The 26557-nt window shown below is 64.6% G+C and carries 29 protein-coding genes; 16 read left to right on the top strand and 13 right to left on the bottom strand.

What is annotated here, in order from left to right; translation table 11 throughout:
• Position 1 precedes the first annotated feature (1 nt).
• From G394_RS0104280 to fliQ, 7 genes are read left to right on the top strand one after another with little or no spacing between them, the layout of a single operon-like run.
• A complete protein-coding gene (locus G394_RS0104280; RefSeq protein ID WP_051306937.1) occupies positions 2-730 on the top strand; it encodes an OmpA/MotB family protein in 729 nt (242 codons plus the stop codon).
• Between the two features lie 35 nt (positions 731-765).
• Positions 766-1317 (top strand): flagellar basal body-associated FliL family protein, encoded by a 552-nt coding sequence (locus tag G394_RS0104275; protein WP_028576597.1) that lies wholly within the window; start codon positions 766-768, stop codon positions 1315-1317.
• Between the two features lie 16 nt (positions 1318-1333).
• Positions 1334-2380: a flagellar motor switch protein FliM gene (fliM, locus tag G394_RS0104270; protein WP_028576596.1), complete on the top strand. Its 1047-nt coding sequence runs from the start codon at positions 1334-1336 to the stop codon at positions 2378-2380.
• A 9-nt stretch (positions 2381-2389) separates the two neighbouring features.
• Positions 2390-2953 (top strand): flagellar motor switch protein FliN, encoded by a 564-nt coding sequence (fliN, locus tag G394_RS0104265; RefSeq protein WP_028576595.1) that lies wholly within the window; start codon positions 2390-2392, stop codon positions 2951-2953.
• Positions 2946-3302: a flagellar biosynthetic protein FliO gene (fliO, locus tag G394_RS0104260; protein ID WP_156902430.1), complete on the top strand. Its 357-nt coding sequence runs from the start codon at positions 2946-2948 to the stop codon at positions 3300-3302. The genes fliN and fliO overlap by 8 nt, the downstream gene beginning before the upstream one ends.
• Entirely contained in the window at positions 3238-4026 is a 789-nt protein-coding gene (gene fliP, locus G394_RS0104255) for a flagellar type III secretion system pore protein FliP (RefSeq protein WP_084435303.1), read from the top strand. The genes fliO and fliP overlap by 65 nt, the downstream gene beginning before the upstream one ends.
• Positions 4027-4047: 21 nt before the next feature.
• Positions 4048-4317, top strand: coding sequence for a flagellar biosynthesis protein FliQ (gene fliQ, locus G394_RS0104250; RefSeq protein WP_028576592.1), 270 nt, complete (start codon positions 4048-4050; stop codon positions 4315-4317).
• A gap of 10 nt (positions 4318-4327) precedes the next feature.
• Here the strand turns inward: fliQ and G394_RS0104245 are convergent, their stop codons facing one another.
• Positions 4328-5074: a TrmH family RNA methyltransferase gene (locus G394_RS0104245; protein WP_028576591.1), complete on the bottom strand. Its 747-nt coding sequence runs from the start codon at positions 5072-5074 to the stop codon at positions 4328-4330.
• 132 nt (positions 5075-5206) lie between these two features.
• Between G394_RS0104245 and G394_RS0104240 the strand changes: the two genes are divergently transcribed.
• Complete coding sequence (locus tag G394_RS0104240; RefSeq protein ID WP_156902428.1) at positions 5207-6841, top strand: LysM peptidoglycan-binding domain-containing protein; 1635 nt, start codon at positions 5207-5209, stop codon at positions 6839-6841.
• A gap of 53 nt (positions 6842-6894) precedes the next feature.
• On the opposite strand, the gene G394_RS20005 is transcribed toward G394_RS0104240, so the two are convergent.
• The 9 genes from G394_RS20005 to queA all read right to left on the bottom strand — a co-directional run bounded on the left by G394_RS20005 (position 6895) and on the right by queA (position 15665).
• Positions 6895-9156: a PAS domain-containing protein gene (locus G394_RS20005; RefSeq protein ID WP_051306935.1), complete on the bottom strand. Its 2262-nt coding sequence runs from the start codon at positions 9154-9156 to the stop codon at positions 6895-6897.
• Positions 9140-10297 carry an alcohol dehydrogenase-like regulatory protein ErcA gene (gene ercA, locus G394_RS0104230; RefSeq protein WP_028576589.1) on the bottom strand — a complete coding sequence of 386 codons (1158 nt, stop codon included), beginning with the start codon at positions 10295-10297 and terminating at the stop codon, positions 9140-9142. Before ercA ends, G394_RS20005 begins: the two co-directional genes overlap by 17 nt.
• Positions 10298-10444: 147 nt before the next feature.
• Positions 10445-11026 (bottom strand): DNA-3-methyladenine glycosylase I, encoded by a 582-nt coding sequence (locus G394_RS0104225; protein WP_028576588.1) that lies wholly within the window; start codon positions 11024-11026, stop codon positions 10445-10447.
• Entirely contained in the window at positions 11023-11835 is an 813-nt protein-coding gene (aroE, locus tag G394_RS0104220; protein ID WP_028576587.1) for a shikimate dehydrogenase, read from the bottom strand. The genes G394_RS0104225 and aroE overlap by 4 nt, the downstream gene beginning before the upstream one ends.
• Before the next feature lie 78 nt (positions 11836-11913).
• On the bottom strand, positions 11914-12477 hold the full coding sequence (locus tag G394_RS0104215) for a 2-oxoacid:ferredoxin oxidoreductase subunit gamma family protein (protein WP_028576586.1): 564 nt from the start codon (positions 12475-12477) through the stop codon (positions 11914-11916).
• On the bottom strand, positions 12474-13235 hold the full coding sequence (locus G394_RS0104210; RefSeq protein WP_028576585.1) for a thiamine pyrophosphate-dependent enzyme: 762 nt from the start codon (positions 13233-13235) through the stop codon (positions 12474-12476). Before G394_RS0104210 ends, G394_RS0104215 begins: the two co-directional genes overlap by 4 nt.
• Positions 13236-13237: 2 nt before the next feature.
• Positions 13238-14299 (bottom strand): 3-methyl-2-oxobutanoate dehydrogenase subunit VorB, encoded by a 1062-nt coding sequence (locus G394_RS0104205; RefSeq protein ID WP_028576584.1) that lies wholly within the window; start codon positions 14297-14299, stop codon positions 13238-13240.
• Positions 14296-14535: a 4Fe-4S dicluster domain-containing protein gene (locus G394_RS0104200; protein WP_028576583.1), complete on the bottom strand. Its 240-nt coding sequence runs from the start codon at positions 14533-14535 to the stop codon at positions 14296-14298. Before G394_RS0104200 ends, G394_RS0104205 begins: the two co-directional genes overlap by 4 nt.
• A gap of 44 nt (positions 14536-14579) precedes the next feature.
• Positions 14580-15665 carry a tRNA preQ1(34) S-adenosylmethionine ribosyltransferase-isomerase QueA gene (gene queA, locus G394_RS0104195; RefSeq protein ID WP_028576582.1) on the bottom strand — a complete coding sequence of 362 codons (1086 nt, stop codon included), beginning with the start codon at positions 15663-15665 and terminating at the stop codon, positions 14580-14582.
• Between the two features lie 82 nt (positions 15666-15747).
• Between queA and bioA the strand changes: the two genes are divergently transcribed.
• The 5 genes from bioA (at position 15748) to G394_RS0104170 (ending at position 21456) form a co-directional block, all read left to right on the top strand.
• Positions 15748-17031, top strand: coding sequence for an adenosylmethionine--8-amino-7-oxononanoate transaminase (gene bioA / locus G394_RS0104190; RefSeq protein WP_028576581.1), 1284 nt, complete (start codon positions 15748-15750; stop codon positions 17029-17031).
• Between the two features lie 64 nt (positions 17032-17095).
• Positions 17096-18541, top strand: a complete 1446-nt coding sequence (locus G394_RS0104185) for a sodium:proton antiporter (RefSeq protein WP_043774679.1) — start codon at positions 17096-17098, stop codon at positions 18539-18541.
• 43 nt (positions 18542-18584) lie between these two features.
• Entirely contained in the window at positions 18585-19049 is a 465-nt protein-coding gene (locus tag G394_RS0104180) for a universal stress protein (protein WP_028576579.1), read from the top strand.
• A 472-nt stretch (positions 19050-19521) separates the two neighbouring features.
• On the top strand, positions 19522-20961 hold the full coding sequence (locus tag G394_RS0104175) for a sodium:proton antiporter (protein ID WP_028576578.1): 1440 nt from the start codon (positions 19522-19524) through the stop codon (positions 20959-20961).
• 30 nt (positions 20962-20991) lie between these two features.
• The gene (locus G394_RS0104170) at positions 20992-21456 is read left to right on the top strand and encodes a universal stress protein (RefSeq protein ID WP_028576577.1); all 465 of its coding nucleotides are present in this window, start codon (positions 20992-20994) and stop codon (positions 21454-21456) included.
• 54 nt (positions 21457-21510) lie between these two features.
• Here G394_RS0104170 and G394_RS0104165 read toward each other — a convergent pair whose 3' ends face one another.
• The 3 genes from G394_RS0104165 to G394_RS0104155 all read right to left on the bottom strand — a co-directional run bounded on the left by G394_RS0104165 (position 21511) and on the right by G394_RS0104155 (position 25115).
• Positions 21511-22869, bottom strand: coding sequence for a sigma-54-dependent transcriptional regulator (locus tag G394_RS0104165; protein WP_028576576.1), 1359 nt, complete (start codon positions 22867-22869; stop codon positions 21511-21513).
• Complete coding sequence (locus G394_RS0104160) at positions 22866-24569, bottom strand: two-component system sensor histidine kinase NtrB (protein WP_028576575.1); 1704 nt, start codon at positions 24567-24569, stop codon at positions 22866-22868. The genes G394_RS0104165 and G394_RS0104160 overlap by 4 nt, the downstream gene beginning before the upstream one ends.
• A gap of 75 nt (positions 24570-24644) precedes the next feature.
• Entirely contained in the window at positions 24645-25115 is a 471-nt protein-coding gene (locus G394_RS0104155; RefSeq protein WP_028576574.1) for a periplasmic heavy metal sensor, read from the bottom strand.
• A 267-nt stretch (positions 25116-25382) separates the two neighbouring features.
• Between G394_RS0104155 and G394_RS21065 the strand changes: the two genes are divergently transcribed.
• The 3 genes from G394_RS21065 (at position 25383) to G394_RS20000 (ending at position 26523) form a co-directional block, all read left to right on the top strand.
• Positions 25383-25550: a hypothetical protein gene (locus tag G394_RS21065; RefSeq protein ID WP_156902426.1), complete on the top strand. Its 168-nt coding sequence runs from the start codon at positions 25383-25385 to the stop codon at positions 25548-25550.
• A 69-nt stretch (positions 25551-25619) separates the two neighbouring features.
• Entirely contained in the window at positions 25620-25991 is a 372-nt protein-coding gene (locus tag G394_RS0104145; protein WP_028576573.1) for a sirohydrochlorin chelatase, read from the top strand.
• A gap of 130 nt (positions 25992-26121) precedes the next feature.
• Positions 26122-26523, top strand: coding sequence for a TraR/DksA family transcriptional regulator (locus G394_RS20000; protein ID WP_051306934.1), 402 nt, complete (start codon positions 26122-26124; stop codon positions 26521-26523).
• Positions 26524-26557 lie beyond the last annotated feature (34 nt).

The raw sequence follows: 26557 nt of genomic DNA, 5'->3' as shown, positions 1-26557 counted from the left end.
GATGGCCCTCAAGCGCAAACCCTACCGGAGCCTGGCGCCGGGAGCGGCCTGGATGGTCACCTTCGCGGACATGGTCACCCTCCTGCTGGCCTTCTTCGTGCTGCTCCTGTCCATGTCCTCCATGGACAGGTCAGTGCTACGCGACGTGGTCTCGAATTTCGCGGGCGACATGGGCCTGGCCCCGAAGAAGGGCGCAGGCAGGATTCCGACGCGCTTCACCCTCGTGCAGATGGCCATCGAGAATCCGGCCGACGTGCTGGAGAATCCGCAGCGTATCAAGGACCTGCTTTTTCCCGATGAGGTCCTGCCCGAGGGCATGTCCAGAAGCACCCTGAACGCCAATCTTCAGATCCTGGCGAGGCCCGAAGGGCTGGCCCTGGTGCTGTCCGACGGGCTGCTCTTTGAAACCGGCGGGAGCGAACTCAGCGAAGGCAGCCGCAAGCTGCTGGCCGAGTTCGCCAGATTTCTGGCCACGACGACCATGCCGGTCAACGTGGCCGGGTATACGGACAACGTGCCCGGAACAACCAAGGACAACTACACCTTGTCTGCGGAAAGGGCCATGGCCGTGCTCGGCGTCTTTCTGCAGACGGGTTTCGATCCCGGACGGTTTTCGGTTTCCGCCTATGGCGAGGCCTTTCCTTTGGGCGACAACGCCACGCCCGAAGGCCGGGCCAGGAACAGACGCGTGGAAATATTGCTGAAAACCACAGGCAGAACGTATCTTTAGGCCCGGTTTTCGCATGAACGACGAAGGAGGAACAAATGGCCGACAAAAAAGCGCAGGCCCCGGAAAAGGAAGCCAAGAAAAAGGGCGGAAAGCTCAAGCTGATCATCATCCTGGTTCTGGTGCTGGGCGTGCTGGGCGGCGGCGGGTTTGCGGCCTGGAAGTTCTATCTGCAGCCCAAGCTGGCGGGAGACGCGGCGGCCGGGCACGAAGCGTCGGCCGAAGGTGAGACGGCCGCGGCAGGCAAGGCCGAAGGGGAGAAGAAGGAAGCCGCGGCGCCCGCAACAGGCGGCCAGCTGGTCACTCTCGACGCCTTCGTGGTCAACCTGTCCGATCCCATGGGGCGGCGCTACCTGAAGACCACCATGGACGTGGAAGTGGCCGATGCCGCGGCCGCGGCCGCACTGACCGCGGCCATGCCCAAGGTCAAGGACACACTGTTGCTCCTGCTGTCGAGCAAGACCTTCGAGGAGATCAGCAGCATGGATCGCAAGATCGAACTCAAGAACCAGATCGTTGAGCGCCTGAACCAGATTCTGGGCAAGGGCAAGGTGCGCAACGTCTATTTCACGGAATTCGTGGTCCAGTAGGGCCTGCGGGAAGTCTATGAGCAAGATCCTGAACCAGGACGAGGTCGATGCCCTGTTGCGGGGCATCTCGGGCGGGGAGATCGAGACCGAGGAGGAGGTCGTCGAGGATCAGAGCGGCGTCGTGTCCTTCGACCTGGCCAACCAGGACCGCATCATCCGCGGCCGCATGCCGGTGCTCGAGATCATCAACGACCGCTTCTCGCGCCTGTGCACCAGCGCCCTGGCCAACACCATGCGCAAGCGGGTGGACGTGAACCCCATCTCCATCGACATGTCCAAGTTCGGGGACTTCATGCGTTCCCTGCCCGTGCCAACGAGCATCAACATCTTCAAGATCGACCCCCTGCGCGGCAACGCCCTGCTGGTGGTCGACACGCGCCTGGTCTTCTCCCTGGTCGAGAACTTCTTCGGCGGGGCGGGCAGCCAGCCCAAGATCGAGGGGCGCGACTTCACGCCCATCGAGCAGTCCATCATCGTCAAGGTGGTCAAGATCATCCTGGCCAACCTGGAGGACGCCTGGCGGCCGGTGCATGAGGTCAGCATCGAACTCCTGCGCTCGGAGATCAATCCGCAGTTCGCGACCATCGTCCCGCCCAGCGACGTGGTCGTGGTCATCTCCTTCGAGGTGGAGCTGGAGAACGCCCTGGGCTCCATGGTCCTGGCCCTGCCCTACGCGACCATCGAACCCATCCGCTCCAAGCTCTATGCCGCCTTCCAGACAGAGCGCCTGGAGATCGACCACGCCTGGATTTCCCGCTTCCGGTCCAAGCTCTATGCCGCCTTCCAGACAGAGCGCCTGGAGATCGACCACGCCTGGATTTCCCGCTTCCGGGACCGGCTCATGGAGACACCCGTGGACGTGGGCGTGACTTTCGGCACGACGCAGATGACCGGCCGCCAGCTTCTCGATCTCAAGGTCGGGGACATCCTGCTCCTGGATCAGGACGAGGACGATCTTCTCACGGCCCGCATCCAGGGCGTGCTCAAATTTTTGGGCCATCCGGGGTTTGTCAAGGGAAACAAGGCCTTCAAGGTCATCAAGGAACAGGAACTCAATTACTAGGGGTACGGTATGGTCGAAGATCAGGACAAACTGGCGGCGGAGTGGGCCGCAGCCCTTGAAGAGCAGAGCACCGCGGAGTCCGCCGGCGGAGGCGAGCAGGATCTTGCCGACGCCTGGAGCGCGGCCCTCAAGGAGCAGGAGCCGGGCGGCTCGGACCAAGCCCTGGCCGAGGAGTGGGCCAAGGCTTTGGCCGACGAGGAGGAGGGCAAGATCCAGCGCGAGAAGAAGCAGAAGCAGCTTTCCGCCCAGAGTCGGGATTTTGAATACAAAGATTTGACGGCCGAGGCCAAAGCGCCCAAACCCGACAACCTGCGCAAGGATCTGGACTTCATCCTCGACATCCCGCTGGAGGTTTCGGCCCAGCTCGGCAGTACCAAGCTCCTCATCAACGAACTGCTGCAGCTCGGGCAGGGATCGGTCATCGAACTGAACAAGCTGGCCGGCGAACCCCTGGAGATCCTGGTCAACGGCAAGCTCGTGGCGCGCGGCGAGGCCGTGGTCATCAACGAGAAGTTCGGCGTGCGCCTTACGGACATCATCAGTCCCATCGAGCGGGTGAAGCAGCTTGGATAACGCAACCCTGACAGGCGCGGGCGCCGGGCTGGGGCTGGCCGCCGTGAAGATGGCCGCGGCGCTGCTGCTCATCCTCGGGCTCATTTTTCTGGCTTTTGCGCTCCTCAAGCGCTTCGGGCTGGCCTCACGCCTGCAGGGCCGCGGGGCGGGCTCCCTGCGGGTCGAGGAACGCGTGGCCCTTGGTCCGCGCAAACAGCTGGTGGTGGTCCGCTTCTTGAATAGGCTTCTGGTGCTGGGCGTGACCGACGCCGGCATCAACCTGATCGCGGAGCACAAGGCAGACCATGACCCCACCCCGGATTTTCAGACAGCACTGGAGCGTGAAAGCGGCCAGGATCCTTCTTCCTAGTCTTTTTCTGCTTTTCCCCCTGGCGGCCCTGGCCCAGCAGGTCCCGAGCGTCCCGTCCCTGTCCCTGTCCCTGTCCAGCGCCCAGGCCGAGCCCCAGAAGGTGGCTGTGGCCCTGGAGGTCATGGCCCTGCTGACGGTCCTGTCCCTGGCCCCGGCCATCGTGCTGACGGTCACGTCCTTCACCCGCATCATCATCGTCTTCCATTTCCTGCGGCAGGCCATGGGCACGCAGCAGATGCCGCCGAACCAGGTTCTGGCCTCCCTGGCCATCTTCATGACCGTGGTCATCATGATGCCCACGGGAAGGACCATCAACGATACGGCCCTGCAACCCTACCTGAAGGAGGAGATCGGGTACGACGTGGCCATCGGCCGAGCCGAGACGCCCCTCAGGACGTTCCTGTTCAAGCATACACGCGAGAAGGACCTGTCCGTGTTCTTTTCCATCACGGGCCTGGAGCGGCCCAAGAGCAAGGAAGACGTCCCGACCATGGTCCTCGTTCCGGCCTACGTCATCAGCGAGCTCAAGACGGGCTTCCAGATCGGGTTTCTGATCTACATCCCGTTCCTGATCCTCGACATGGTCGTGGCGAGCATCCTGCTGTCCATGGGCATGATGATGCTGCCGCCGGTCATGGTGTCCCTGCCGTTCAAGATCCTGCTCTTCGTCATGGTCGACGGCTGGAACCTGCTCGTCGGCTCCCTCGTCAACAGTTTCGTCTAGCCCGAGTCAAGGAGTGAACCCATGACCCCCGAATTCGTGATAGGTTTCGCGCGGCAGTCCATCGAATTGACCCTGGCCATCTCCCTGCCCATGCTGGGCGTGGGCCTGGGGGTCGGCGTGCTGGTCAGCATCCTGCAGGCCGCGACCCAGATTCAGGAGATGACGCTGACCTTCGTGCCCAAGATCATCGCCGTCTTCGTGGCGCTGCTCATCTCCTTCCCCTGGATCATGGACAAGATGATCACCTTCACCCAGGACGTGTTCCTGAACTTCCCGCAGTACATCAAGTAGTCTCCCGCATTCAGCTTCTGCGGCGCAGCATCTCCGTCATGATCATGGCCCCCGCCTGGGCCACGTTCAGGGAATCGAACCCGCCCCGCATGGGGATGGAGAGCATGGCCGCGCAGCGCTTGCCCACGTTCGGGCGCATTCCCTTGTCCTCGTTGCCGAGCACCAGCACTGCCGGGAAATCGAGCCTGGCCGTGAAGAGGTCCGTACTCGCCGGTCCGGCGGCGGAGCCGTAGATCGTCAGCCCCGCCTCGGCGCAGGCGTCCAGGGCTCGGGCCAGGTTGACCACCTGGCACAGGGGCAGCCGGTCCAGGGCTCCTGCCGCCGCCTTGGCCGCGGCCGGGCCGATGAAGGCCGTGCGGTCGCGCGGAAAAAGAAGGCCGGCTCCGCCCAGGGCGAGCAGGGTGCGGGCAAGAGTGCCGACGTTGCCGGGGTCCTGGACCTGATCGAGAGCCAGGATGAGGGGAAAGGGGCAGCGGCCGGTTTCGGCGATGAGGGCGTCCAGATCCACGAGCTGCCGTCCTCGCAGGCGGCCGACCACGCCCTGGTGGTTGCCGGGGAACATGCGGTCCAGTTCGGCGCGCCGGACCTTGCGGAAGCGCACGCCGGCCTCCCTGCATTGACCGAGGACGTCGCCGAGTCCCGGTGCGTCCTCGTCCAGAAAGACCGTGTCGAGGGCCTCGGGCCGTGAGCGGAGAAGTTCGAGAACCGGCTTGCGGCCGGGGGTCAGGTGGCTTCTGAGGTCGGGATTGTCGTTCATGTGCTGATCCGTGATGAGCCGGGCTGGCGGGTTTGCAATTTCGGGTTTTTTTCTGTAGCAGGGCAAAATGCTCGATCTCGCTGGGACGGATTTTTCGCGTCCCAGGGGCCAACATTTGACCAGGAGATTGTTTTGACAGTCGATATACGAGTGATCCTGCTCGCCGTCCTGCTGGCTCTTGCCGGGTGTATGCCCGCCAAGCAGGCCCAGAACCCGGCCTCTGTCGGACCGGGTGTGGACGTGACGGCGCAGGACGCCGGAGAGGGAGCGGACGCATCCGCCGACTCCGGCAACGCAACCCAGGAAGCTTCCGCCCAGGACGAGGACTCCGAGTACGTCGATGTTCTGCAGGGCCGGGAGGACCTCCCCGCGGACAGCGTGCTGTCCGCCGAGGAAAAAAGCATCCTCGATGCGCAGATGTCCTTTCCTGTCGCCTTGGATACCGATGATAATGCGGAAGTCCAGCGCTATTTTCACTACTACGCCCACACCCACCGGGGGACCATGGAGGGGTGGCTCAAGCGGGCCCAGAACTACCTGCCGCACATCAGGGCGCGTTTTCTGGCCGAAGGCCTCCCCGAGGACCTCATCTACCTGCCCTTCGCCGAGAGCGGGTTCAACCCCTTTGCCGTCTCTTCGGCCGGCGCCGGCGGCATCTGGCAGTTCATGCCCCAGACCGGCCGGATATACGGGCTGACCGTGGACAGTTGGGTGGACGAGCGGCGCGACCCGTACATGGCCACCGAGGCGGCCATCGCGTACCTGAAGAAGCTGTATGCGGAGTTCGGGGACTGGCCTTTGGCCCTGGCGGCGTACAATGCCGGCGAGGGTGCGGTCGGTCGGGCCTTGAAGAAGACCGGAAGCGAGGACTACTTTTCCCTGTGCGAGGCCTCCGACGACCTGAAGCAGGAAACGAAACTGTACGTTCCCAAGTTTCTCGCCCTAGTCAAAGTGGCCAGGAACCTGGAGAAGCTGGGCTTTGAGCCCCTCGATCTCGACAGGCGGACCGCGACGCCCTCAAAGCTGAAGGCCGCGCCGGGTACGGATCTACAGGCCATGGCCCGAAGCATCGGCGTAGACTGGAAGTCCTTCCGGGAGCTGAACCCCGCCCTGCGCAAGCAGGAGGCTCCGCCCACGCGGACCATACAGATCGCGGTGCCCGGCCATCTCGTGGCCCAGGCCCAGGAGTTCCTGAAGAAGCCGGTCATCGTCAAACGCACGGAGTACGCCAGCCACAGGGTGCAGCCCGGCGATACTTGGTGGGGTGTGGCCAAGAAGTTCAACGTGCCGGTCAAGGATCTGCAGAAGGCCAACACGGTCAGGAAACTGAGCGTGGGGCAGGTGTTGCGCGTGCCCGGCCAGTCGTCGGGCGAAGAGGCTCCTGCCGTGGCGGAGACGAAGATGTGGGCTTCGAAGCGGGCCAACTATGTGGTCCGCCAGGGCGATACGGTATGGTCCATCGCCAAGCAGTTCGAGGCGGATCCCTCGACCCTGCTGCAGGCCAACGGGTTGCGCGGCTCAACGACCCTCAAGGTCGGCCAGAAGCTGTTCGTACCCGATGCGGGCCGCGCGGAGACCAAAAAGGCCCAGGCCCAGGCGGATACCGTGCGCAAGGATCTCGTCAGCTACCAGGTTCGGCAGGGCGATACCTTGTGGTCCATCGCCAAGCGTTTCGGCGTGAGCGCGCAGGATCTGCTCAGCTGGAACAAGCTGGCGGCCAACACCCATATCCGGCCCGGCGACCAGCTCAAGGTCTATTCCCGCTAATCTCTGCGGTCGTTCATGCGTCAGATTGCGGCAGACCCTCGGGCCTGCCGTTTTTATTTCGCGGGTGGTGCGACGGGCAGGTCGATGATGAAGCGTGTCCATTCGCCCAGGGCCGTCTGCACGCTCATCACGCCGGCGTGGTCCTCGGTGACGATGAAATAGGACACGGACAGGCCGAGGCCTGTGCCCTTGTCCACGGGCTTGGTGGTGAAGAACGGCTCGAAGATGCGCTTGCGTACCGGTTCTTCGAGTCCCGGTCCGTTGTCCTCCAGTTCGATCCGCACCCAGGGCGGGTTGTTCCGCGCCCGCAGGGTGAAGCGTGGTCCCTGCCCTCCGGGATATCTCTTCTCCCCCATGGCCTCGGCTCCGTTCCGGAACAGATTCAGGAAGACCTGCTGCAGCTTGCTCACGGAACCCAGAATTCTGGGCAGGTCCGGTTCGTACTCTCTGATGATCTGTATTTTCTTGAAGTCGTAGTTCTTTTTCAGGTTATAGTCCGTACTGGCCAGTTCCAGGGTCTTGTCCACGATGGCGGTGATGTCCTCCGGGACAAGGGTCGCGTCGCTCTTGCGGCTGAAGCTGAGCATGTTGCTGACGATCTGCGCCGCCTGGGCCCCGGAGCTGCGGATGGACAGGAGCATTTTCGGAATTCCCCGCAACTCCAGGTAGGTGCGCAGGGCCTCCATTGAGATGCCTGCTTCCTGGGCCGCGGCAGCGTTCTGCGGCAGGGGATGGGTCAGGCGCGTCTCCAGGACCTGCGCGTTGCCCATGATGGATGCCAGCGGATTGTTGATCTCGTGCGCCATGCCGGCGGCAAGCCCGCCGACGGAGAGCATCTTTTCCGACTGGACCAGCACGTCCTCGATGCGGACTTTGTCCGTCACGTCGTCGATGCGGATGACCGCGCCCTCCACGCCGTTGCTGATGAGGGGATAGATGGTCACGTCCTCGAAATGCGTCTCCCCGTCCACGATTCTGCGCAGTTTCCCCTCGAAAAAGGGCTTCTTGTCGGCGATGGACTGACGGATTCTGCGCATCTCCGGTTCGAGCCACGGCACGATCTCCCCGAGGGGCTTGCCGCGGGCCTCTTCTTCGGAGACGCCCGTCACGCTGGCTGCCTGCTGGTTCCATTGTGCGATGCGGCCGTCGGCGTCCACGCCGATGAGCATGGACGGCATGGAGTTGATGATGTTCGACAGCAGTGTCCGCAGACGCTGCGATTCCTTTTCCGAGCGGATGCGCTCCGTGATGTCCACGAAGGAGCCGATGATGCCGTCCGTGCGGTTGCGCTCGTCGAAAAAGACCTGCTTGGCGAAGATGACCTCGCGCAGCTGTCCGTCCTTGCCGCGGACCTTGGCCTCGTATGTGCTTCTGGGCGCGCCGCGCAGCAGGGAGTGGTCGTTTTCCTCATATGTGGGTGAAAGGTCCGGCCATAGGTCCCGTGTGGTCTTTCCTTGCAGCTCCTCGCGGCTTATGCCCATGACCTCGGTGAAGGCGCGGTTGCAGCCGAGATAGCGCAGGCTCGAGTCCTTGTAGAACAGGGGGATGGGGATGGCGTCGAGGAGAACTTCCGTGAAACGGAAGTTCCTGGTCAGTTCGGCGTGGGCCTCCCTGAGCCGCTCCTCGGCCATGCGCCTGCGTTTGTTCTCCATGATCAGCGCCACCTGGTCGGCGACGCGGCCGGCGAAGGTGATCTCGTCGGGCTGCCAGGCGCGGGGACTTGCGGTGTGTTCGAAGGAGATGATGCCGGCGATTTCGCCTTCGATCTGCACGGGCACGTCGAGCATGGACTCGATGCCGTGGGGAGCGAGGTAGGACGAGGCGAAGGCCATGGTCCGGGGATCCGTGTGCACGTTGTCCACGGCTACGACTTCCCGGACTATGGCCGCATGGTACGTCGGGAACTCCTCGAGCCTGAGGATCTGGCCGGAACTGTGGGCGTCGTAGCGGGCATCGAATTTGTCCAGGCAGATGAACCGTTCTCCCTGCCTGATCCAGAGTGCCGTCCGGCTGACCTCCAGGGCATGGCTCATCTTGACGGTGATCATGGGGGCCGCGTCCCGCAACCGCCCGTGGAACACGTTGGGGTCCGTAGAAATCTCGGCCATGACGGCCTGCTGGCGGCTGATGCGCGCCAGAGTCTGCCGCAGGGTGTTTTCAGCGCGCCACCTTTCGGAGATCTCGTTCTGCAGCTCCCGGATCTTCTGCTGCAGCATGGGATAATAGCTCTTTCGGCCCGAGGACTCGCTCAGGCCGACTATCTTGTCGCGCAGGGACGTCGTGTCGCTCGCCGGCTCGTCAGGTCGCTTCTTCATAGATGACTTGGATGTCGCGGGTGGTGGCTGTCTTGGGGTTGGTGACCAGGCACGGGTCGAGCACGGCTTTGGCGGAGAGCACGGGGATGTCGCCGGTGCGGATTCCCTTCTGCCCAAGATGCTGGCGGATGCCGACGGCGTTGCGCAGCTCGATCATGGCGTGGAGGAGGCGCGTTCTGACCTCCTTGTTGTTCAGCCCGCGGCAGTCGATGCCCATAGCCTCTGCGATGATTCTGAAGCGCTCGGGCGCCGCCGGGAAGTTGAAGTCGATGACGTGGGGCAGGAGCATGGCGTTGCATTCGCCGTGGGGCAGGTCCTTGTAGCCGCCCAGACTGTGGGCCATGGCGTGGACCGCTCCGAGGCTGGCATTGGAGAAGGCCAGGCCGGCCTGCATGCTGCCGAGCATGGTCTTGGCGCGCAGTTCCATGTCGCCGGGGTTCTGCAGGGATGCCAGGAGGCTGCTCGTCACAAGCCGGATGGCCTCCAGGGCGTGCAGGTCGCTCATGGGCGAATGGGCGCTGGAGACGAAGGCCTCGATGGCGTGGACCAGGGCGTCCATGCCGGTGCAGGCCACGAGGTAGGGGCTCTTGGTGGTCAGGGTCTGAGGATCGATGAGCGCCACATCGGGGATGATGGTCTTGCTGATGATGGCGATCTTGGTCTTGCGCTCGGTGTCGTTGATGATGGCGAACTGCGACACGTCGGCCGAGGTGCCGGCCGTGGTCGGGATGCCGATGAGCGGCGGCATGGGCACGATGATCTTGTCCACGCCCTCGTAATCCAGGATGTGGCCGCCGTTGGAGACCACGATGCCGATGCCCTTGGCGCAGTCCATGGGGCTGCCGCCGCCCACGGCCACCAGGCCGTCGCAGCCGTGCTCCATGTACGTCATGGCCCCAGCCATGACTTCCTCGGCCCTGGGGTTCGGCGAGACCGCGGAGAACAGGACCCCTTCGATATCGAAGGCAGCCAGGCTCTCTATGACCTTGCCGGCCCAGCCCGCCTCAACAATCCCGGGGTCGGTCACCACGAGCGGCCGCATCATGCCGAACTTGCTGGCGTACTGCCCGGCTACGAGCAGGGCGCCGACGCCGAAGATCGTTTCAGGGGCGACGAATTTGCGCAGTTCGGTGAAGCTCATGCCGCATCCCTCCATGGAGTTTGCCGGCACTGTCCCGCCGGCTCGGGGGAAAAGAAACTGTGTGGAAATTATACGATTTTTCCCGGCAAAGCCAGACATAACTTTGATTCGCCGCGCGTGGCGAGCGCTTGATCGCCGCCTGAGGCCTCACGATCCTGCGGAAGTTTCCAGCAGTTCGCTCCGGCGGAAGCAGTCGAGGCTGTGGTCGTTGACCAGGCCGGTGGCCTGCATGAAGGCGTAGCAGGTCGTGGGGCCGAGAAAGGCGAAGCCCCTGGATTTGAGGTCCCTGGCCAGGGCGTCGGACTGGGCGATGGTCACGGGATAGTCGGTCAGGGTGCGCAGGGTGTGAACAATGGGACGTCCGTCCACGAACCGCCACAGGTACTCGGCGAAGGAACCGAAGCTCTCCCGCACCCGCAGGAAGGCGCGGGCGTTGCCGATGGCGGCCTCGATCTTGCGGCGGTTGCGGATGATGCCGGGGTCCGTCATGAGCCGCTCCACCTCGGCCGGCGTGAAGCCGGCCACGGCCTGCGGGTCGAATCCGGCGAAGGCCGCCCGGTAGCCCTCGCGCTTGCGCAGCACCGTGTACCAGGAAAGCCCGGCCTGGGCGGACTCGAGGACCAAGTATTCAAACAGCGTGCGGTCGTCGCGGACCGGGACGCCCCACTCCTCGTCGTGGTAGCGGACGTAGTCGGGCTTGGCCGGGTCGACCCAGGGGCAGCGGATCACGCCTTGCCCCTGGCCGCCAGGGTTTCCTCCAAGAGGACCATGGCCTGCGGCAGCGGAAAGCGCCGGCCGGTCCAGAGCTCGAACTGGGCCAGGGCCTGGTGCACGAACATGGGCAGGCCGTGCACGACGTCCACGCCTTCGCGCGCGGCCTGGAGCAGCAGCGGGGTCTCCCGCGGGTTGTAGACCAGGTCGTAGACCAGGGACACGCCGGCAAGGGGGCCTTTCCACGGCGAGAGGCCCTGGAAGGGGCCCGACATGCCCAGGGGCGTGGTGTTGACCAGCAGGTCCGGCCGCACCTCGTGTCGTTCGCTCCACGGCACGTGTTCGGCCTGGAAGGAGTTGGCCAGCCTGTCGGCCCTGGTGCCCGTGCGGGCCGAGAGCAGGACCTTCCACCCTGCCCGGTGCAGGCCGCAGACCGCCGCACGGGCCGCACCGCCCGCACCCAGGACCAGGACCGTGCCGGGAGGCGTGCCGCGCTCCAGAAGCGGGGCCATGAAGCCCGTGACGTCGGTGTTTTCGCCCCACAGCTTCCCGTCCTCCCAGTACAGGGTGTTGACGGCGCCGATCTCCCGCGCGTTGGCCGTCAGCCTGTCCACGAGGGGCATGACCGGTTCCTTGTGGGGGATGGTCACGCTCGCCCCGTGGATGGGCAGGGTGCGCAGGGCGGCCATGAAGGCCGGGAGCTTTTCCGGGGGGGTGTCCCAGACGTGGTAGGAGGCCTGGATGCCCAGTTCGCGAAAGGCCCAGTTGTGCAGGACGGGGCTCAGGGTATGGGAGAGGGGGTGGCCGATGATGCCGAGAAGAAGCATGTCGCACCTCGGGCGGTTCGGGTGGAGAGACGGGGCCGCGAGGACAAAAAAGCCGGGGCCGCGAGGGCCCCGGGGGTGCTACTTGTACTGGCCGTTGGCGATGACGTAGTCCGCGCCGGCCTGGATGGCCGCCGCGTTCTTGGGGATCATGTGGCTGTAGTGGGCCGAGATGACCGACTCGAGGCTGTCCTGAACCTGCTTGACCGGCAGGACGCCCGTGGCCTGCACGTAGGCCCCGATGGCCACCATGTTGGCCATGCGGGCGTTGCCCAGGCCGTCGGCGATCTCGTTGACGGGCACGGCGTAGACCTTGACCCTGTCCTTTTCGGTCTTGGCCGGGTCGATGAGGGACGAGTTGAGAATGAGCGTCCCGCCGTCCTGCAGCCTCGGCTGGAACTTGTCCAGGGACGGGCCGTTCATGATGATGAGGCTCACGGGCGAGCGGATGATGGGCGAACCGATGACGTCGTCGGAGACAACGACGGTGCAGTTGGCCGTGCCGCCGCGCATCTCGGGGCCGTAGACCGGGATGTAGGTCACGTTGAGGCCCGCATCCATGCCCGCGTAGGCCAGGAGATTGCCGATGAGCATGACGCCCTGGCCGCCGAACCCGGCGATGATTGCATCCTGGTAAATGCTCATTTCTCCTCCTTTGCCAGCACGTCCTTGAAGTTGCCCAGGGGGAAGTAGGGGATCATTTCCGTTTCCACGCGCTTGTTGGCCTGCAGCGGCGTCATGTGCCAGTTGGTCGGGCAGGTGGCCAGGATCTCCACGAAGGAGAAGCCGATTTCCTTCGTCTGGTACTCGAAGGCCTTGGCCACGGCCTTCTTGGCCTTCATGATGTTCTTGACGTTGTTCACGGCCACGCGTTCGGCGTAGGCCACGCCGCCCAGGGAGGCGATGATCTCGGTCATGCGGATGGGCATGCCCTCGTTCTCGCGGCAGCGGCCGCCGGGGCAGGTGGTGGTCTTCTGGCCGACCAGGGTGGTCGGGGCCATCTGGCCGCCGGTCATGCCGTAGACCGTGTTGTTGACGAAGATCGTGGTGATGTTCTCGCCGCGGTTGGCGCAGTGCATGATCTCGGCCATGCCGATGGAGGCCAGGTCGCCGTCGCCCTGGTAGGTGAAGACGATCTTGTCCGGCCGGGCGCGCTTGACGCCTGTGGCCACCGCCGGGGCGCGGCCGTGGGGCGACTCGATGGCGTCCAGCGACAGGTAGTTGTAGATGAAGACCGAACAGCCGATGGAGCCGATGAGGATGCTTTTGTCCACCAGGCCCAGATCGGTGATGGCCTCGGCCACCAGGCGGTGCGCCGTGCCGTGGTGACAGCCGGGGCAGTAGTGGGTCGGCCGGTCGGTGAGGACCTCGGGGTAGTTGGTGACGCGAATTTCCTGGGTCATGCTCAGCCCTCCAGCGCCTTCAAGATGGGTTCTTCGAAATCGTCCGGCGTCGGCAGGTTGCCCGGAAGCTGGGCGTGGAACGCCGAGTCCGCCACGGTGCGAATGGCCAGTCGCACGTCCTCGACCATCTGACCCATGTTGTGCTCGATGGTCAGGAAGCGCTTGCCCTGCTTGGCCAGGCCAAGCAGCACGTCCGACGGGAACGGGAACAGGGTGATGGGCCGCACCAGGCCGACCTTCTTGCCCTGGGCGCGCAGCTTGCGCACGGTGCTCTTGGCGATGCGGCCGATGGAGCCGAAGGCCACGACGATGAGTTCGGCGTCCTCGGTCAGGAACAGTTCCTGGTCCGCCTCGGCCTGCATGGTCTGGTATTTGGCCTGGAGCTTCAGGTTTTGGCCGGCCAGGGCCCCGTCGTCGAGGAAGAGGGACTTGATGAGCCGCGGGGGACGGTTCACGGCGCCCTGCAGGCCCCAGTCCTGCCCTTCGGCCGGATCGATGTTTTCCGGCACCCACGGTACCACCGGCTCCTTCATCTGTCCGATGATGGCGTCGGCCAGGACCATGACCGGGTTTCTGTACTTGAAGGCCAGGTCGAAGGCCTTGATGGTCAGGTCGTAGGCTTCCTGCACCGTGCCGGGGGCCAGGACCAGGAGCTTGTAGTCGCCGTGCCCGCCGCCCTTGACGGCCTGGAAGTAGTCGCCCTGGGACGGGCCGATGTCGCCCAGGCCCGGTCCGCCGCGGCTGACGTTGACGATGACGCCGGGGATCTCGCTGCCGGCCATGTAGGAGATGGCCTCCTGCTTGAGGGACACGCCCGGGCTCGACGAGGAGGTCATGGAGCGGATGCCGCAGGCCGCCGCGCCCATGAGCATGTTGGCCGCGGCCACTTCGCTCTCGGCCTGCACGAATTCGCCGCCGGCTTCGGGCAGGGCCTGGGACAGGAACTCGGGGATGTCGTTCTGGGGCGTGATGGGGTAGCCGAAAAAGCACTTCATCCCGGCGGCCAGGGCGCCGCGGGAGATGGCCTCGTTGCCCTTGACGAAGATGCGCTTGGGAGTGCTCATTTCTTTCCTCCTTTGGCCTGCTTCGTCGTGAAGACGTTGATGCAGAAATCAGGGCACATCATGGCGCAGAACGCGCAGCCCTTGCATTCGTTCATCCTTTCGGGGGTGATCTCCACGACCTTGTACCCCTTCTGGTTGAACCGACTCGATTGCTGGATGATGCCGGTCGGGCAGACCTCGGTGCAGAGCAGGCAGCCCTTGCAGCGGTCCTCCCGGAACTCGACTCTGCTAGGCATGGAATACCTCCACGGGGGGATGATGGTGAACGGGACTGGCGGGTTCAGCGGATGAGCATGGCGTCGCCGTAGGAAAAAAAGCGGAAGCCCTGCCGCACCGCGTGGTTGTAGGCATCGATAATCTGTCGCCTGCCCGCGAGTGTGCTGACCATAATGATTAGGGATGAGCGGGGCAAGTGGAAGTTGGTGATGAGCTGGTCCACCACCTTGAAGCTGTACCCGGGGCGGATGAATATGTCCGTCCAGCCCCGGAAGGGACCGATCCCCCCGAGGTGCGAGGCCATGCTCTCGAGGGTGCGGGTGGTGGTCGTGCCCACGGCCACCACGGGCCTCCCCTCGGCCCTGGCCCTGGCGATGGCCCCTGCGGTTTCCTCAGGGACCTCTGCGTACTCGGCGTGCATGACGTGCTCGCGGATGTCGTCGCAGCGCACGGGGCTGAAGGTGCCGTAGCCCACGTAGAGCGTGACTTCGGCCGTGCGGATGCCGCGCGCTTCCAGGGCGGCCATGATCTCCGGCGTGAAGTGCAGCCCGGCCGTGGGCGCGGCCACGGAACCGAGCTTGTCCTCGCGGGAATAGACGGTCTGGTAACGGTCGCGGTCTTCGCCCTTGTCCTCGCGGCGGATGTAGGGGGGCAGGGGGATGTGCCCCTGCTTCAGGAAATGGTCGGCCAGTTCGCCGCGCCAGTTCAGCCGGACGCGGCTGCGGCCGAATTCGCCCTTCTCCAGCACCAGGAGCTCCAGCCCGTCGAAATGCAGGCGCTCGCCCGGCCTGGGGCCCTTGGAGGCCTTGAGCAGGCCTTCGACTTCGGCCGTGCTCCAACCGTCGGTGCGGGCTTCGGGCTCGATCAGGGACAGGGGCGTGAGAAGCAGGAACTCCGCCTTGCCGCCCGACTCCTTGCGTCCGATGAGCCGGGCCGGGAGGACCTTGGTGTTGTTGACCACCAGCAGCGCGTCCCTGGGTAGCAGTTGCGCGATGTCCGCGAACATGCAGTCGCGCACCTCGCCGCTGGCGCGGTCGAGCACCAGCAGCCGCGACGCCCCGCGCCGCTCGGCCGGGTCCTGGGCTATCTGGGACTCGGGCAGGTCGAAATCGTAGGATTGAAGATTGAATTCCTCGGGGATAGTCGTCATGTTTTTCCTCGTGTCCACGTGCTGCTAGTCCAAGCGGACCGGAAGCGCAATTCCCGCCAACAGCCCAAAACAGGGTTCGCCCATGAACAATGACATACTCGACTTCGACCGCCGGCACATCTGGCACCCCTACACCTCCACGACAGCGCCCCTGCCCGTGCGCCAGGTCGTCTCGGCCTCGGGCGTGCGGCTGAAGCTGGCCGACGGCCGGGAGCTCATCGACGGCATGTCCTCGTGGTGGGCGGCCGTGCACGGCTACAACCATCCCGTGCTCAACGCGGCCGTCACGGACCAGCTCACGCGCATGGCCCACGTCATGTTCGGCGGCCTGACCCACAAGCCGGCCGTGGAGTTGTGCCGCAAGCTGGTCGGGATGACCCCGGAGCCCCTGACCCGGGTCTTTCTCGCGGATTCGGGCTCCGTGGCCGTGGAGGTGGCCATCAAGATGGCCTTCCAGTACTGGATCTGCCGCGGCCGAAGCGAGAAATGCCGACTACTGACCATCCGCGGCGGATACCACGGCGACACCTTCGCAGCCATGAGCGTGTGTGATCCTGTCAACGGGATGCATGAGATATTCTCGAAGGTCCTGCCGCACCACCTGTTCGTGCCCCGCCCGCGCTGCCGTTTCGGCGGCGAGTGGGACGAGGAGGACATTCGGCCCATGCGCGAGGCCCTGGAGCGTCACCACCGGGAGATCGCGGCCGTCATCCTCGAACCCGTGGTTCAGGGCGCGGGCGGCATGCATTTCTACCATCCCATGTACCTGCGGCGCGTGCGCGAGCTGTGCGACGCCTTCGACGTGCTGCTCATCGCCGACGAGATCGCCACGGGCTTCGGGCGCACGGGCAGGCTCTTCGCCTGCGAACACGCCGGGGTGAGCCCCGACATCATGTGCCTGGGCAAGGCCCTGACCGGCGGATACATGACCCTGGCCGCGGCCCTGGCCACGGAGCGCGTGGCCGAGGGCGTGTGCGAGGGCTCGCCCGGCGTGTTCATGCACGGCCCCACGTTCATGGGCAATCCCCTGGCCTGCGCCGTGGCGCGGGCGTCCCTCAACCTGCTGGAAAATAACGACTGGGCCGCGCAAGTGGCGCGGATCGGGCGTTTGTTGGCGGACGGCCTTGCCCCGTGCGCCGATTTGTCCTACACTGTGGACGTGCGCACCCTGGGCGCCATCGGGGTGGTGGAGCTCAAGGAGCCGGTGCGCATGGCCGAAATTCAGACCGCTTTTGTCGAAGAAGGCGTCTGGGTTCGTCCCTTTGGCCGTTTGGTGTACGTGATGCCCCCATTCATCATGGACGACCAGGACCTGGCCGTATTGACCACTTCCTTGGTGAGGGTGGTGGCAGGGCATCGCAGGTGATGCTCTCCGCTCTCCGCCGCAAACGACCCGGGTCGCTACGGCGGCCCGAAAAGGAGAACATCGGATGCGACAAAGTTCAGTGTGGTTTTTCTTCCTGGCCGTTCTCGGCCTGGGAACGCTCGGCATTCTGCCCGAAGCCTTGGCCGCGGGCGGCGACCTGCACCACGCCGCCGAGGAGATCGGCAAGGAGCTGAGCGTCGTGTGGGTCGTGCCCTTCGCCTGCATGCTCCTGTCCATCGCCGTCATGCCCCTGGCCGTGCCGCATTTCTGGCACCACAACTACGGCAAGGTGTCCGCCTTCTGGGGGCTGGCCTTCCTGGTGCCCTTCGCCATCGTGCACGGGTTCGAACTGGCCGCGTACTCCGTGGCCCACACCCTGTTTCTCGAATACATCTCCTTCATCGTCCTGCTCTTCTCCCTCTTCACCATCGCCGGCGGCGTGTGCCTGCGCGGCTCCCTGGTGGGCAAGCCGCAGGTCAACACGGTCATCCTCCTGATCGGCACGCTGCTGGCGAGCTGGATGGGAACCACCGGCGCGGCCATGCTGCTCATCCGGCCCCTCATGCGGGCCATCGCGCACCGCAGGTACAAGGTCCACACCATCGTCTTTTTCATCTTCCTGGTGGCCAACATCGGCGGCAGCCTCACGCCGCTCGGCGACCCGCCGCTGTTCCTGGGCTTTCTGAAGGGCGTGTCCTTCTTCTGGACCACGGTCCACATGTTCGTGCCCTTCGCGGTCCTGTCGGCCATCCTGCTGGTGCTGTACTTTGCCATCGACACCTTCCTCTTCAACAAGGAGGGCCGCCCCGAATCCCCAGACGCGGGCCAGGATGGCAAATTGCGCCTCGAAGGCACCTTCAACCTGTTGCTACTGGGCGGCGTGGTCGCCGGCGTGCTCATGAGCGGCATATGGAAGCCCGAAGGCGGCGTGACGGTCTACCATGTGCACATCGAGCTGCAGAACATCGTGCGCGACGTCCTGCTCCTGGTCCTGGCCGGCGTGAGCCTCAAGGTCACGGCCCCCGAAATCCGGCGCCGCAACGAGTTTGACTGGGAGCCCATCCGCGAGGTGGCCAAGCTCTTCGCCGGTATTTTCATCTCCATGATCCCGGCCATCTCCATCCTCCGCTCGGGCATGGACGGCGCCCTGCAGGGCCTCATTTCCATGGTCAAGACGGCCGACGGCCTGGACAACCACACCATGTTCTTCTGGCTGACGGGCGTGCTGTCGAGCTTCCTGGACAACGCCCCGACCTACCTGGTCTTCTTCAACACGGCGGGCGGCGACCCGCAGCGCCTCATGTCGGAGGTGGGCACCCTGCTGGCCATCTCGGCGGGCGCGGTGTTCATGGGCGCCAACACGTACATCGGCAATGCCCCCAACTTCATGGTCCGGTCCATCGCCGAGTCCGGCGGCATCAAGATGCCCAGTTTCTTCGGCTATATGGCCTGGTCCATGGGCATCCTCGTCCCCTGTTTCCTTTTGATGAACTTCCTGTTCTTCCATTAATCAGAAGAATCAAAGGCGTGATGATCGCCATGGAGAGAGAATCATGATCAAAGTCGAAAAAGTGCTCATCCCGGTGGACGGGTCGGATTCGTCGAGGAACGCGGCCAAGTACGGCGCGCATCTGGTCAATTCCCGCAACCCCAAGATATACCTGCTGAACATCTGGGAGCCGGTCAATATGACCATCGGCGGCGAGATGGCCGAACGGCTTCGTCAGAATGCCCACGAGAAGTCCATGGCGCTTTTGGAGGAGTACAAAAAGCTGCTCGAACCCTGCGGCATGGACGTCGAACTCATCTCCCGCAGCGGCCGTCCGGACTATGTCATCCTGAACGTCCAGGAAGAACTGGACTGCGACCTCATCGTCATCGGCTCTCGCGGCCTTTCGGTCCTGGAGAACGTGATCATGGGCAGCGTGGTCACGCGCGTGCTGGAGGGCGCGACCTGCCCGGTGCTGGTCACGCGCAACCTGCGCCTCAAGTACCTGCAGGACGCCTGCGGACTGTAGGCGCCTTTCGCGTCGCGCCGATCCGAGGCCGTCTCCCGCAAGGGGGACGGCCTTTTTTCTGACCGGCAAGCTCGGAATGATTCCGGCCACATGGCTTTGAGAAGATTGGGCGCAAACAATTCCCTCCGTCCCGGGACGATTTTCGCCGTCCGCGCCCGGCGAGCCAGACAGACCGCCGACCGGCGGGGGGGATTGCTCCAGCGGCCGATATGGCATATGCACCCGCCGTGCGTGAAGAAGGTCCGTGAACGCGCGTTGACGCAGGAGGCCTTGCGCACGGACGAAAGCCGGATGGGAGGCGCAGGATGCGTTGCCGGGTTTCGCCCTTCGGCCGTTGGAGTCCATGATTGGGCGACCAGGGGCCTGTTTTTTTGGAGAAGGGAGAGGAGAGGCTGGGCATTGGTCACGATGCCCTGAACGTTCACGCGAACGGGACGCCGTTTTCGGCGGCGGCCCAAAAGGAGAACAAGGGATGCGCAAGAGTTCTGTCTGGTTTTTTTGCCTGGCGGTCGTCGCCCTGGCAGTTCTTGGAGTGTTGCCGGACGTGTGGGCTTCCGGCGGCGACCTGCATCATGAGGCCGAGGAGATCGGCAAGCACCTGGGCGTCCTGTGGGTCGTGCCCTTCGCCTGCATGCTCCTGTCCATCGCAGTCATGCCGTTGGCCGTCCCGCACTTCTGGCACCACCACTACGGCAAGGTGGCCGCTTTCTGGAGCGTCGCATTTCTGGTGCCTTTCGCCCTGTTTCACGGCTTCGAGCTGGCGACGTATTCCGTGGTCCACACCATCGCCCTGGAATACGTGTCGTTCCTGATACTGCTTTTCTCCCTTTTCACCATCGCCGGCGGCGTGTGCCTGCGCGGCTCCCTGGTGGGCACGCCGCAGGTCAACACGGTCATCCTGCTCATCGGCACCCTGCTGGCGAGCTGGATGGGAACCACCGGCGCGGCCATGCTGCTCATCCGTCCCCTCATGCGGGCCATCTCGCACCGCAAGTACAAGGTCCACACCATCGTCTTCTTCATCTTCCTGGTGGCCAACATCGGCGGCAGCCTGACGCCCCTGGGCGACCCGCCGCTGTTTCTGGGCTTTCTGAAGGGCGTGTCCTTCTTCTGGACCACGGTCCACCTGTTCATGCCCTTTGCGGCCATGTCGGCCATCCTGCTGACCCTGTACTTCATCATCGACACGGTGCTGTTCGGCAAGGAAGGCCGTCCCCAGTCTCCTGACGCGGGCCAGGACGGCAAGTTGCGCCTCGAAGGCTCCCTGAACCTGCTCCTGCTGGGCGGCGTGGTCGCCGGCGTGCTCATGAGCGGCATGTGGAAGCCCGAAGGCGGGTTCACCCTCTACCACGTGCACGTGGAGCTGCAGAACGTCGCCCGCGACGTCCTGCTCCTGATCCTCGCCGGCGTCAGCCTCAAGACCACGGCCCTGGACATCCGCCGCCGCAACGAGTTCAACTGGGAGCCCATCATCGAGGTGGCCAAGCTCTTCGCCGGCATCTTCCTGACCATGATCCCGGCCATCGCCATCCTGCGCGCGGGCATGGACGGCGCCCTGTCGGGCATCATCGCCCTGGTCTCCACCGACGGCGTGGCCAACAACGCCATGTACTTCTGGCTGACCGGAGCGCTTTCGAGCTTCCTGGACAACGCCCCGACCTATCTGGTCTTCTTCAACACCGCCGGCGGCGACGCGTCCTTCCTCATGGAGCATGTGCACACCCTCATGGCCATCTCGGCGGGCGCGGTGTTCATGGGCGCCAACACGTACATCGGCAACGCCCCGAACTTCATGGTCCGGTCCATCGCGGAATCGTCCGGGATCAAGATGCCCAGCTTCTTCGGCTACATGGCCTGGTCCGTGGGCATCCTGATCCCGAGCTTCGTGCTCATGACCGTCCTTTTCTTCTAACGCCGCTGCAACCACACTGGAGACAAGAAGATGATCAAAGTTGAAAAAGTGCTCATCCCGGTTGACGGGTCGGATTCCTCCAGGAACGCGGCCAAGTACGGGACCATGCTGGTTAATGCCCGCAACCCCAAGATATACCTGCTGAACGTCTGGGAACCCGTCAACATGACCATCGGCGGAGAGATGGCCGAGAAGCTGCGCCAGAGCGCCCAGGCCTCGTCCATGGCCATGCTTGAGGAATACAGGAAGATGCTCGAGCCCTGCGGCATGGAGGTCGAACTCATTTCCCGCAGCGGCCGCCCGGACTATGTCATCCTGAACGTCCAGGACGAGTTGGACTGCGACCTCATCGTCATCGGCTCCCGCGGCCTCTCGGTCCTGGAGAACGTGATCATGGGCAGCGTGGTCACGCGCGTGCTGGAAGGGGCCAACTGCCCGGTGCTGGTCACGCGAAACCTGCGCTACAAGTACCTGCGGGACGCCTGCGGGATCTGAATCCCGACGGACGTATGAAATGATGAAGCCGGCTCCCTCGGGGGCCGGCTTCTTTCATCTGGTGGTCAGGCCGTATTTCTTCAGACGGTATTGCAGGGTGCGGCGGCTGATGCCCAGGGCCTGGGCCGTGCGCTCCCGGTGCCCGGCATACCTGCGCAGGGTCTCTTCCAGGGCGTGCCGCTCGGCGGCTTCCAGAGGGTTTTCGGTCGGCGTTGTCGCGGCGGACATGGCGGTCGTGCGGGCGGGGGAGAGCAGGTGCTCCGGCAGGTCCCGCACGTCGAGGACGTCGCCGCGGCAGAGGATGAGGCAGCGTTCGAGCACGTTCTCCAACTCGCGCACGTTTCCCCGCCACTCGTGGCGCGAGAGGGCGTCGAGGAAGTCCCGGCTCACGGAACGCACGGGGCGGTTGTTCTTGCGGCAGAGCTTTGCCAGCAGGTGGTCCGTCAGCAGCGCGATGTCCTCGGTCCGTTCGCGCAGGGGCGGGATGCGGATTTCGAGGACGTTGAGGCGGTAGTAGAGGTCCTCGCGGAATTTGCCGTCGGCGATCATGGCCGGCAGGTCGCGGTTGGTGGCGGCGATGAAGCGCACATCCACGCTGACCGGGCTCACGCCGCCCAGAGGCTCGACGATGCGCTCCTGCAGCGCGCGCAGGATCTTGGCCTGCAGGGTCATGGGCAGCTCGCCGATCTCGTCCAGGAAAAGGGTGCCTCCGGCGGCGAGCTGAAAGCGACCGGGCTTGTCCTGGGTGGCGCCGGTGAATGCGCCGCGCACGTAGCCGAAGAGTTCGCTTTCGAGCAGCGTCTCGGGCAGGGCCGCGCAGTTGACCTTCACCAGCGCCCCGTCCTTGCGCAGGCTGTGCTCGTGCAGCAGTTGGGCCACCAGCTCCTTGCCGGTGCCGGACTCGCCGAGAATGAGCACGTTGGCCTCGCTGGGCCCCACCTGCTCGATGAGCTCCACGACCCGGCGCATGGCCGGACTGTCACCGATGAGACGGGTGTCCCGCAGCTGGCCGATCTGCTTCTTCAGATCGCTGTTTTCACGCGTCAGGCGCACATGGTCGTAGGCCTTCTGCACCACGGCCAGAAGCTCGTCGTTGTCCGTGGGCTTGGTCAGGTAGTCCCAGGCCCCGGCTTTCATGGCCTCCACGGCGTTGCCCACGCTGCCGAAGGCCGTGAGCATGATGACCGGCGGGCAGCTGCCGCTTTCCTGCAGACGCTGCAGCACCTCCTGGCCGCTCATGCCGGGCATGCGCATGTCCAGCAGGATCACGTCCACGGGCCGGGTGCGCACTGCGGCCAGCCCGGCCGGGCCGTTGTCGGCCTCCAGGACCTTGAAGCCGGCATCGCCCAGGACGACGCGGACCATGAGCCGGTGCGCGGGTTCGTCGTCGATGATGAGCACGGTGGGGGTCATGACGGGCTCTCCGATTGGCTGTGGTTGCGGGGGAAGAAGAGGACCACGGTGGTGCCGCCGTCCGGGGCGGTTTCGATGTCGATGGTGCCCCCGTGTTCCTGCATGATGGTGTGCACGATGGCCAGGCCCAGCCCCGTTCCCTTGTCCCGCGTGGTGAAGAACGGTTCCAGGGCGTGCTCGCGCTCCTCGGCCGTCATGCCGCGGCCGTTGTCCCGGACCAGGACCCACGTGCCCTTGTCGTCCTCGCGGCTTTGGAGCCGAATGAGGCCTTCGTTCTCGGGCAGGGCCTCGATGCCGTTCATGGTCAGGTTGATGAGGGCCTGCTTGAGCGCGTCGCGGTCCGCCGTGACGGTCCCGGCCGCAGGATCCTGTTCCAGCCTGCCGTTTTTCGCCTGGGCGTCCATGGACAAGAGAGTATGCACCTCCCCGAAGACCTCCGCAAGGGGGACCTGGTCGAAGGTCAGCCGTCGGGGCCGGGCCAGGAAGAGGAGGTCCGTGATGACGCGGTTCAGGCGGTCGGCCTCCTGGACCATGGTGCGCGCGTAGAGTTCTTCGGGGTCCTTGCCGGCCAGCTTCTTGGCGAAGAACTGGGCGAAGCCGCGCAGGGCAGAGAGGGGGTTGCGGATCTCGTGAGCCACGCCCGCGGCCATGCGGCCGATGGCGGCCAGCTTCTCGTTCAGGTGCAGTTCACGTTCCAGGCCGGCCAGCTCGGTGCGGTCGCGCAGCAGCACGAGGCTCTGGCCCGAGCCGTCCCGCAGGGGCAGCTGCCGGATTTCGAGGTGTTTGTCGCCCGTCGTCAGGGTCGTCCATTCCTGGGAGCCGATCTTTTCGGGCGGCAGTCCGAGGCTGTCGAGTATCGTCGCGAGGGGTTCGCCCATGAGCCTGAAGCCGTCCATGAGGCTCTGGGCCGCGGGGTTGGCGGCCACGATGGTCCCCTCGGCCGACAGGGTCAGCAGGCCGTCGGGCATGTTGTCCAGGAGGCGTGCGTTGAAGGATTCCAATCGCGCCAGCCGCCGTCCCTGCTCCTTGCGCTGCAGGACGCCCATGAGCAGCAGCCAGAAGACGATGGTCACGGCCAGGATGTAGCCGGTCTGCAGGATGGCCGTGCGCCTGTACTTGCCGAAGGCTTCGAGATGTTGGGTCATGTCCACGCCGATGAGGAGCATCGGCGGTTTGCGCTCGGGCGGACACTGGTCGTCCAGACAGTCCAGGTCCGCGCTCAGGTGGCTGATCCGGCCCAGGACCATGATGGGGCGGCCCTCGAAATTCATCTCGCCGCTCCATTCCCCCGCATTGCCCATGTTCGCCCAGGCGATGGTCGGCAGTTGCTCGTTGATGGCCTTGGGGTCGTCGTGGGAGGAGAAGAGGATATGCCCCATGGGGTTGTAGAGGCCGATGAAACGGGCGTCGGAGCGGGTGATGTAGTCCTTGAGGAGGTCCTTGGCCAGAGCGCGCTGGAGATTGAGCAGGGCGGTGGTGTGCTCGGGCGAGGGCGGCAGGCGCAGTTCACGGCGCAGGTTGATCTCGATGCCGGCGGCGATGGCCCTGGCCGTGACCACGGCATGCTCGCGGAAGGATTCCTGCTGCTGCCGCAGGTTGCGCCAGGTGGAGAAGCTCAGGGCCAGGCCGAGGACGAACACGGCCATGGTGGCCATGAGCGTGACGGTGCGGCTGCTGCGGGGTGGGAGGGCGATGTCCATGGCCGGCTCCTGGCTTGAAAAGGCAAAGGCCGCAGGGGGTGCGGCCTTTGCCAGGTACGGGGAGGGGATGAGCGGTTACAGGGTTTGGGCTGGAGAGGCGGGTGCGTCGCCGGCGCCGGTCCCGGCGCCGCTGGAGTATGCTCCGCACCCGGCTGCGCCTACGCAGCCTCTCTGGGATTCCAAGGGAACGGGCTTGCCGGTGATTTCGGTCAGCTCGATGCGGTAGTCGGCATTGAGCTTGGCCTTCTTCGCCTGCAGTTCGTTCACTTCGGCCATGGCCTTGTCCACGGCCGCCTTGTCCACCGGTACTGCGGCGAACAGGGCTTCCATGGCTTCGTGCTTGGCCCCAAGCTCCTTGTGGAGGGCAAAGAGCTGTTCGTGATGCACGTCGGTCAGTTTCTGGACCTTTTCCTGCTGCTCTGGGGTCAGGCCGGACATGAAGTCCTGGTAGTGTCCCTGTCCCGGACAGCCGCCTTTGTAGGCCTGGGCCCCGGCAGCGAGAATGAGGACCAGAAGGAGGGAGAGGATGAGGTGTCTTGCGTACATGAATGCTCCTGTCACACTGTGGAGGTAGTGGTGTGATGTTGGACTGCGTATAGCATCGTGTGTGCCATTGTCGAATATTTCGTAAATTCAAATGCTTGCAAAAAGAGGGTAGCCTTGGAGTGTGGTTTTTGTGCATCTTGTTGCACAAGTTGTCGCATTGTGCAAACAGGCCGCCGTCTTCCCGGTCTTGCCTTCGTGCGGGAAAGGATTACGATCATGGCGTCATCACACAGCAATTTGCCTGGAAACAGGTGCAAGGAGGCTCATATGTGCAAAGGATGCGGATGCCTGCGCGGCAAGGCCACCACAACGGTGGTCAAGCACGATCACGAACATTCCCACGGTGACCTGACCCACAGTCACCCTCACGACCACGCTCACGACCACACCCATGACGAGAAGGACGCTCCGGTCCACGAGGACCACAAGCACTAGGGGCAACGGCGAGAAACCGGGCCGCCTGACCACGGGAGGGCGGCCCTTCCTTTTTCCAAGGAGAGACGCATGGACACGACGGGAATGATCGTCCTCGGCCACGGTAGCCGGCGCAGGGAAGTGGGCGAGGCCTTTACCGCCATGGTCGGGCGGGTGGCGCGGCAACTGCCGGGCATGACGGTGCTGCCGGCCTTCTTCTCCCTGGGCGAGCCGACCCTGGCCGACCAGGTGCGCAGGCTGGCCTCGGGCGGCTGCTCGCGGATCGTCATCATGCAGTACTTTCTCTACAACGGCGTGCACATCGAGCAGGACATCCCCGAAATGATTGCCGAACTGCGCAGGGAGATGCCGGGCATCGAGTTCGTCGTGCAGCCGACCCTCCAGGACGACCCGGCCATGGAGCGGCTCATCGCGGACCGCCTTCTTTCCTCGGCCCCCTAGGGTTGTCATGGAGCCTCCTCGCCGTCGTCGCCGATCCGCAACATGCGGGGCATAGGGTGAGTCAACGGTTGGAAGGTTTCCTCCGGGCGGGCCGGAGGGTCCTGGCGACCACAATCCAGGAGGCTCCCCCATGTCGCAGAGCAGGAACATGCACCAGGGCATCGAACGTCAGTTGCGAGAAAAGTACGTCACAATCGAGCGTGAAATCGAAGATCTTCGGGAAGTTATGCGTCAGGACCGCGCCCTGGAGCCCGATCCGGCCGACCAGGCCTGCACTGCTTCCTCCCTGGACTGGAACATGATACGCTTCAATCGCAACGTGAAGCTGCTCAAAGACATCGCCGTCGTCCTCAAGGCCATCGACAACGATTCCTACGGGGTGTGCGAGCTCTGCGGGGACGACATTTCCGGCCGCAGGCTGCTGGCCATCCCGAGCGCGCGCTACTGCATCGAGTGCCAGGAGATGATCGACGCGCACCCCGGCGAGTTCGGACGCACCGGGATAGGGGACGGGGTGCTGGCAGCGGTCTGAGGCCGGCCGCCTTTCCCTCAACGGTCCTGACCGG

The sequence above is a fragment of the Desulfomicrobium escambiense DSM 10707 genome (genome assembly GCF_000428825.1).
Lineage (GTDB): Bacteria > Desulfobacterota > Desulfovibrionia > Desulfovibrionales > Desulfomicrobiaceae > Desulfomicrobium > Desulfomicrobium escambiense.
This window is presented reverse-complemented; position numbering and strand designations above follow the sequence as displayed.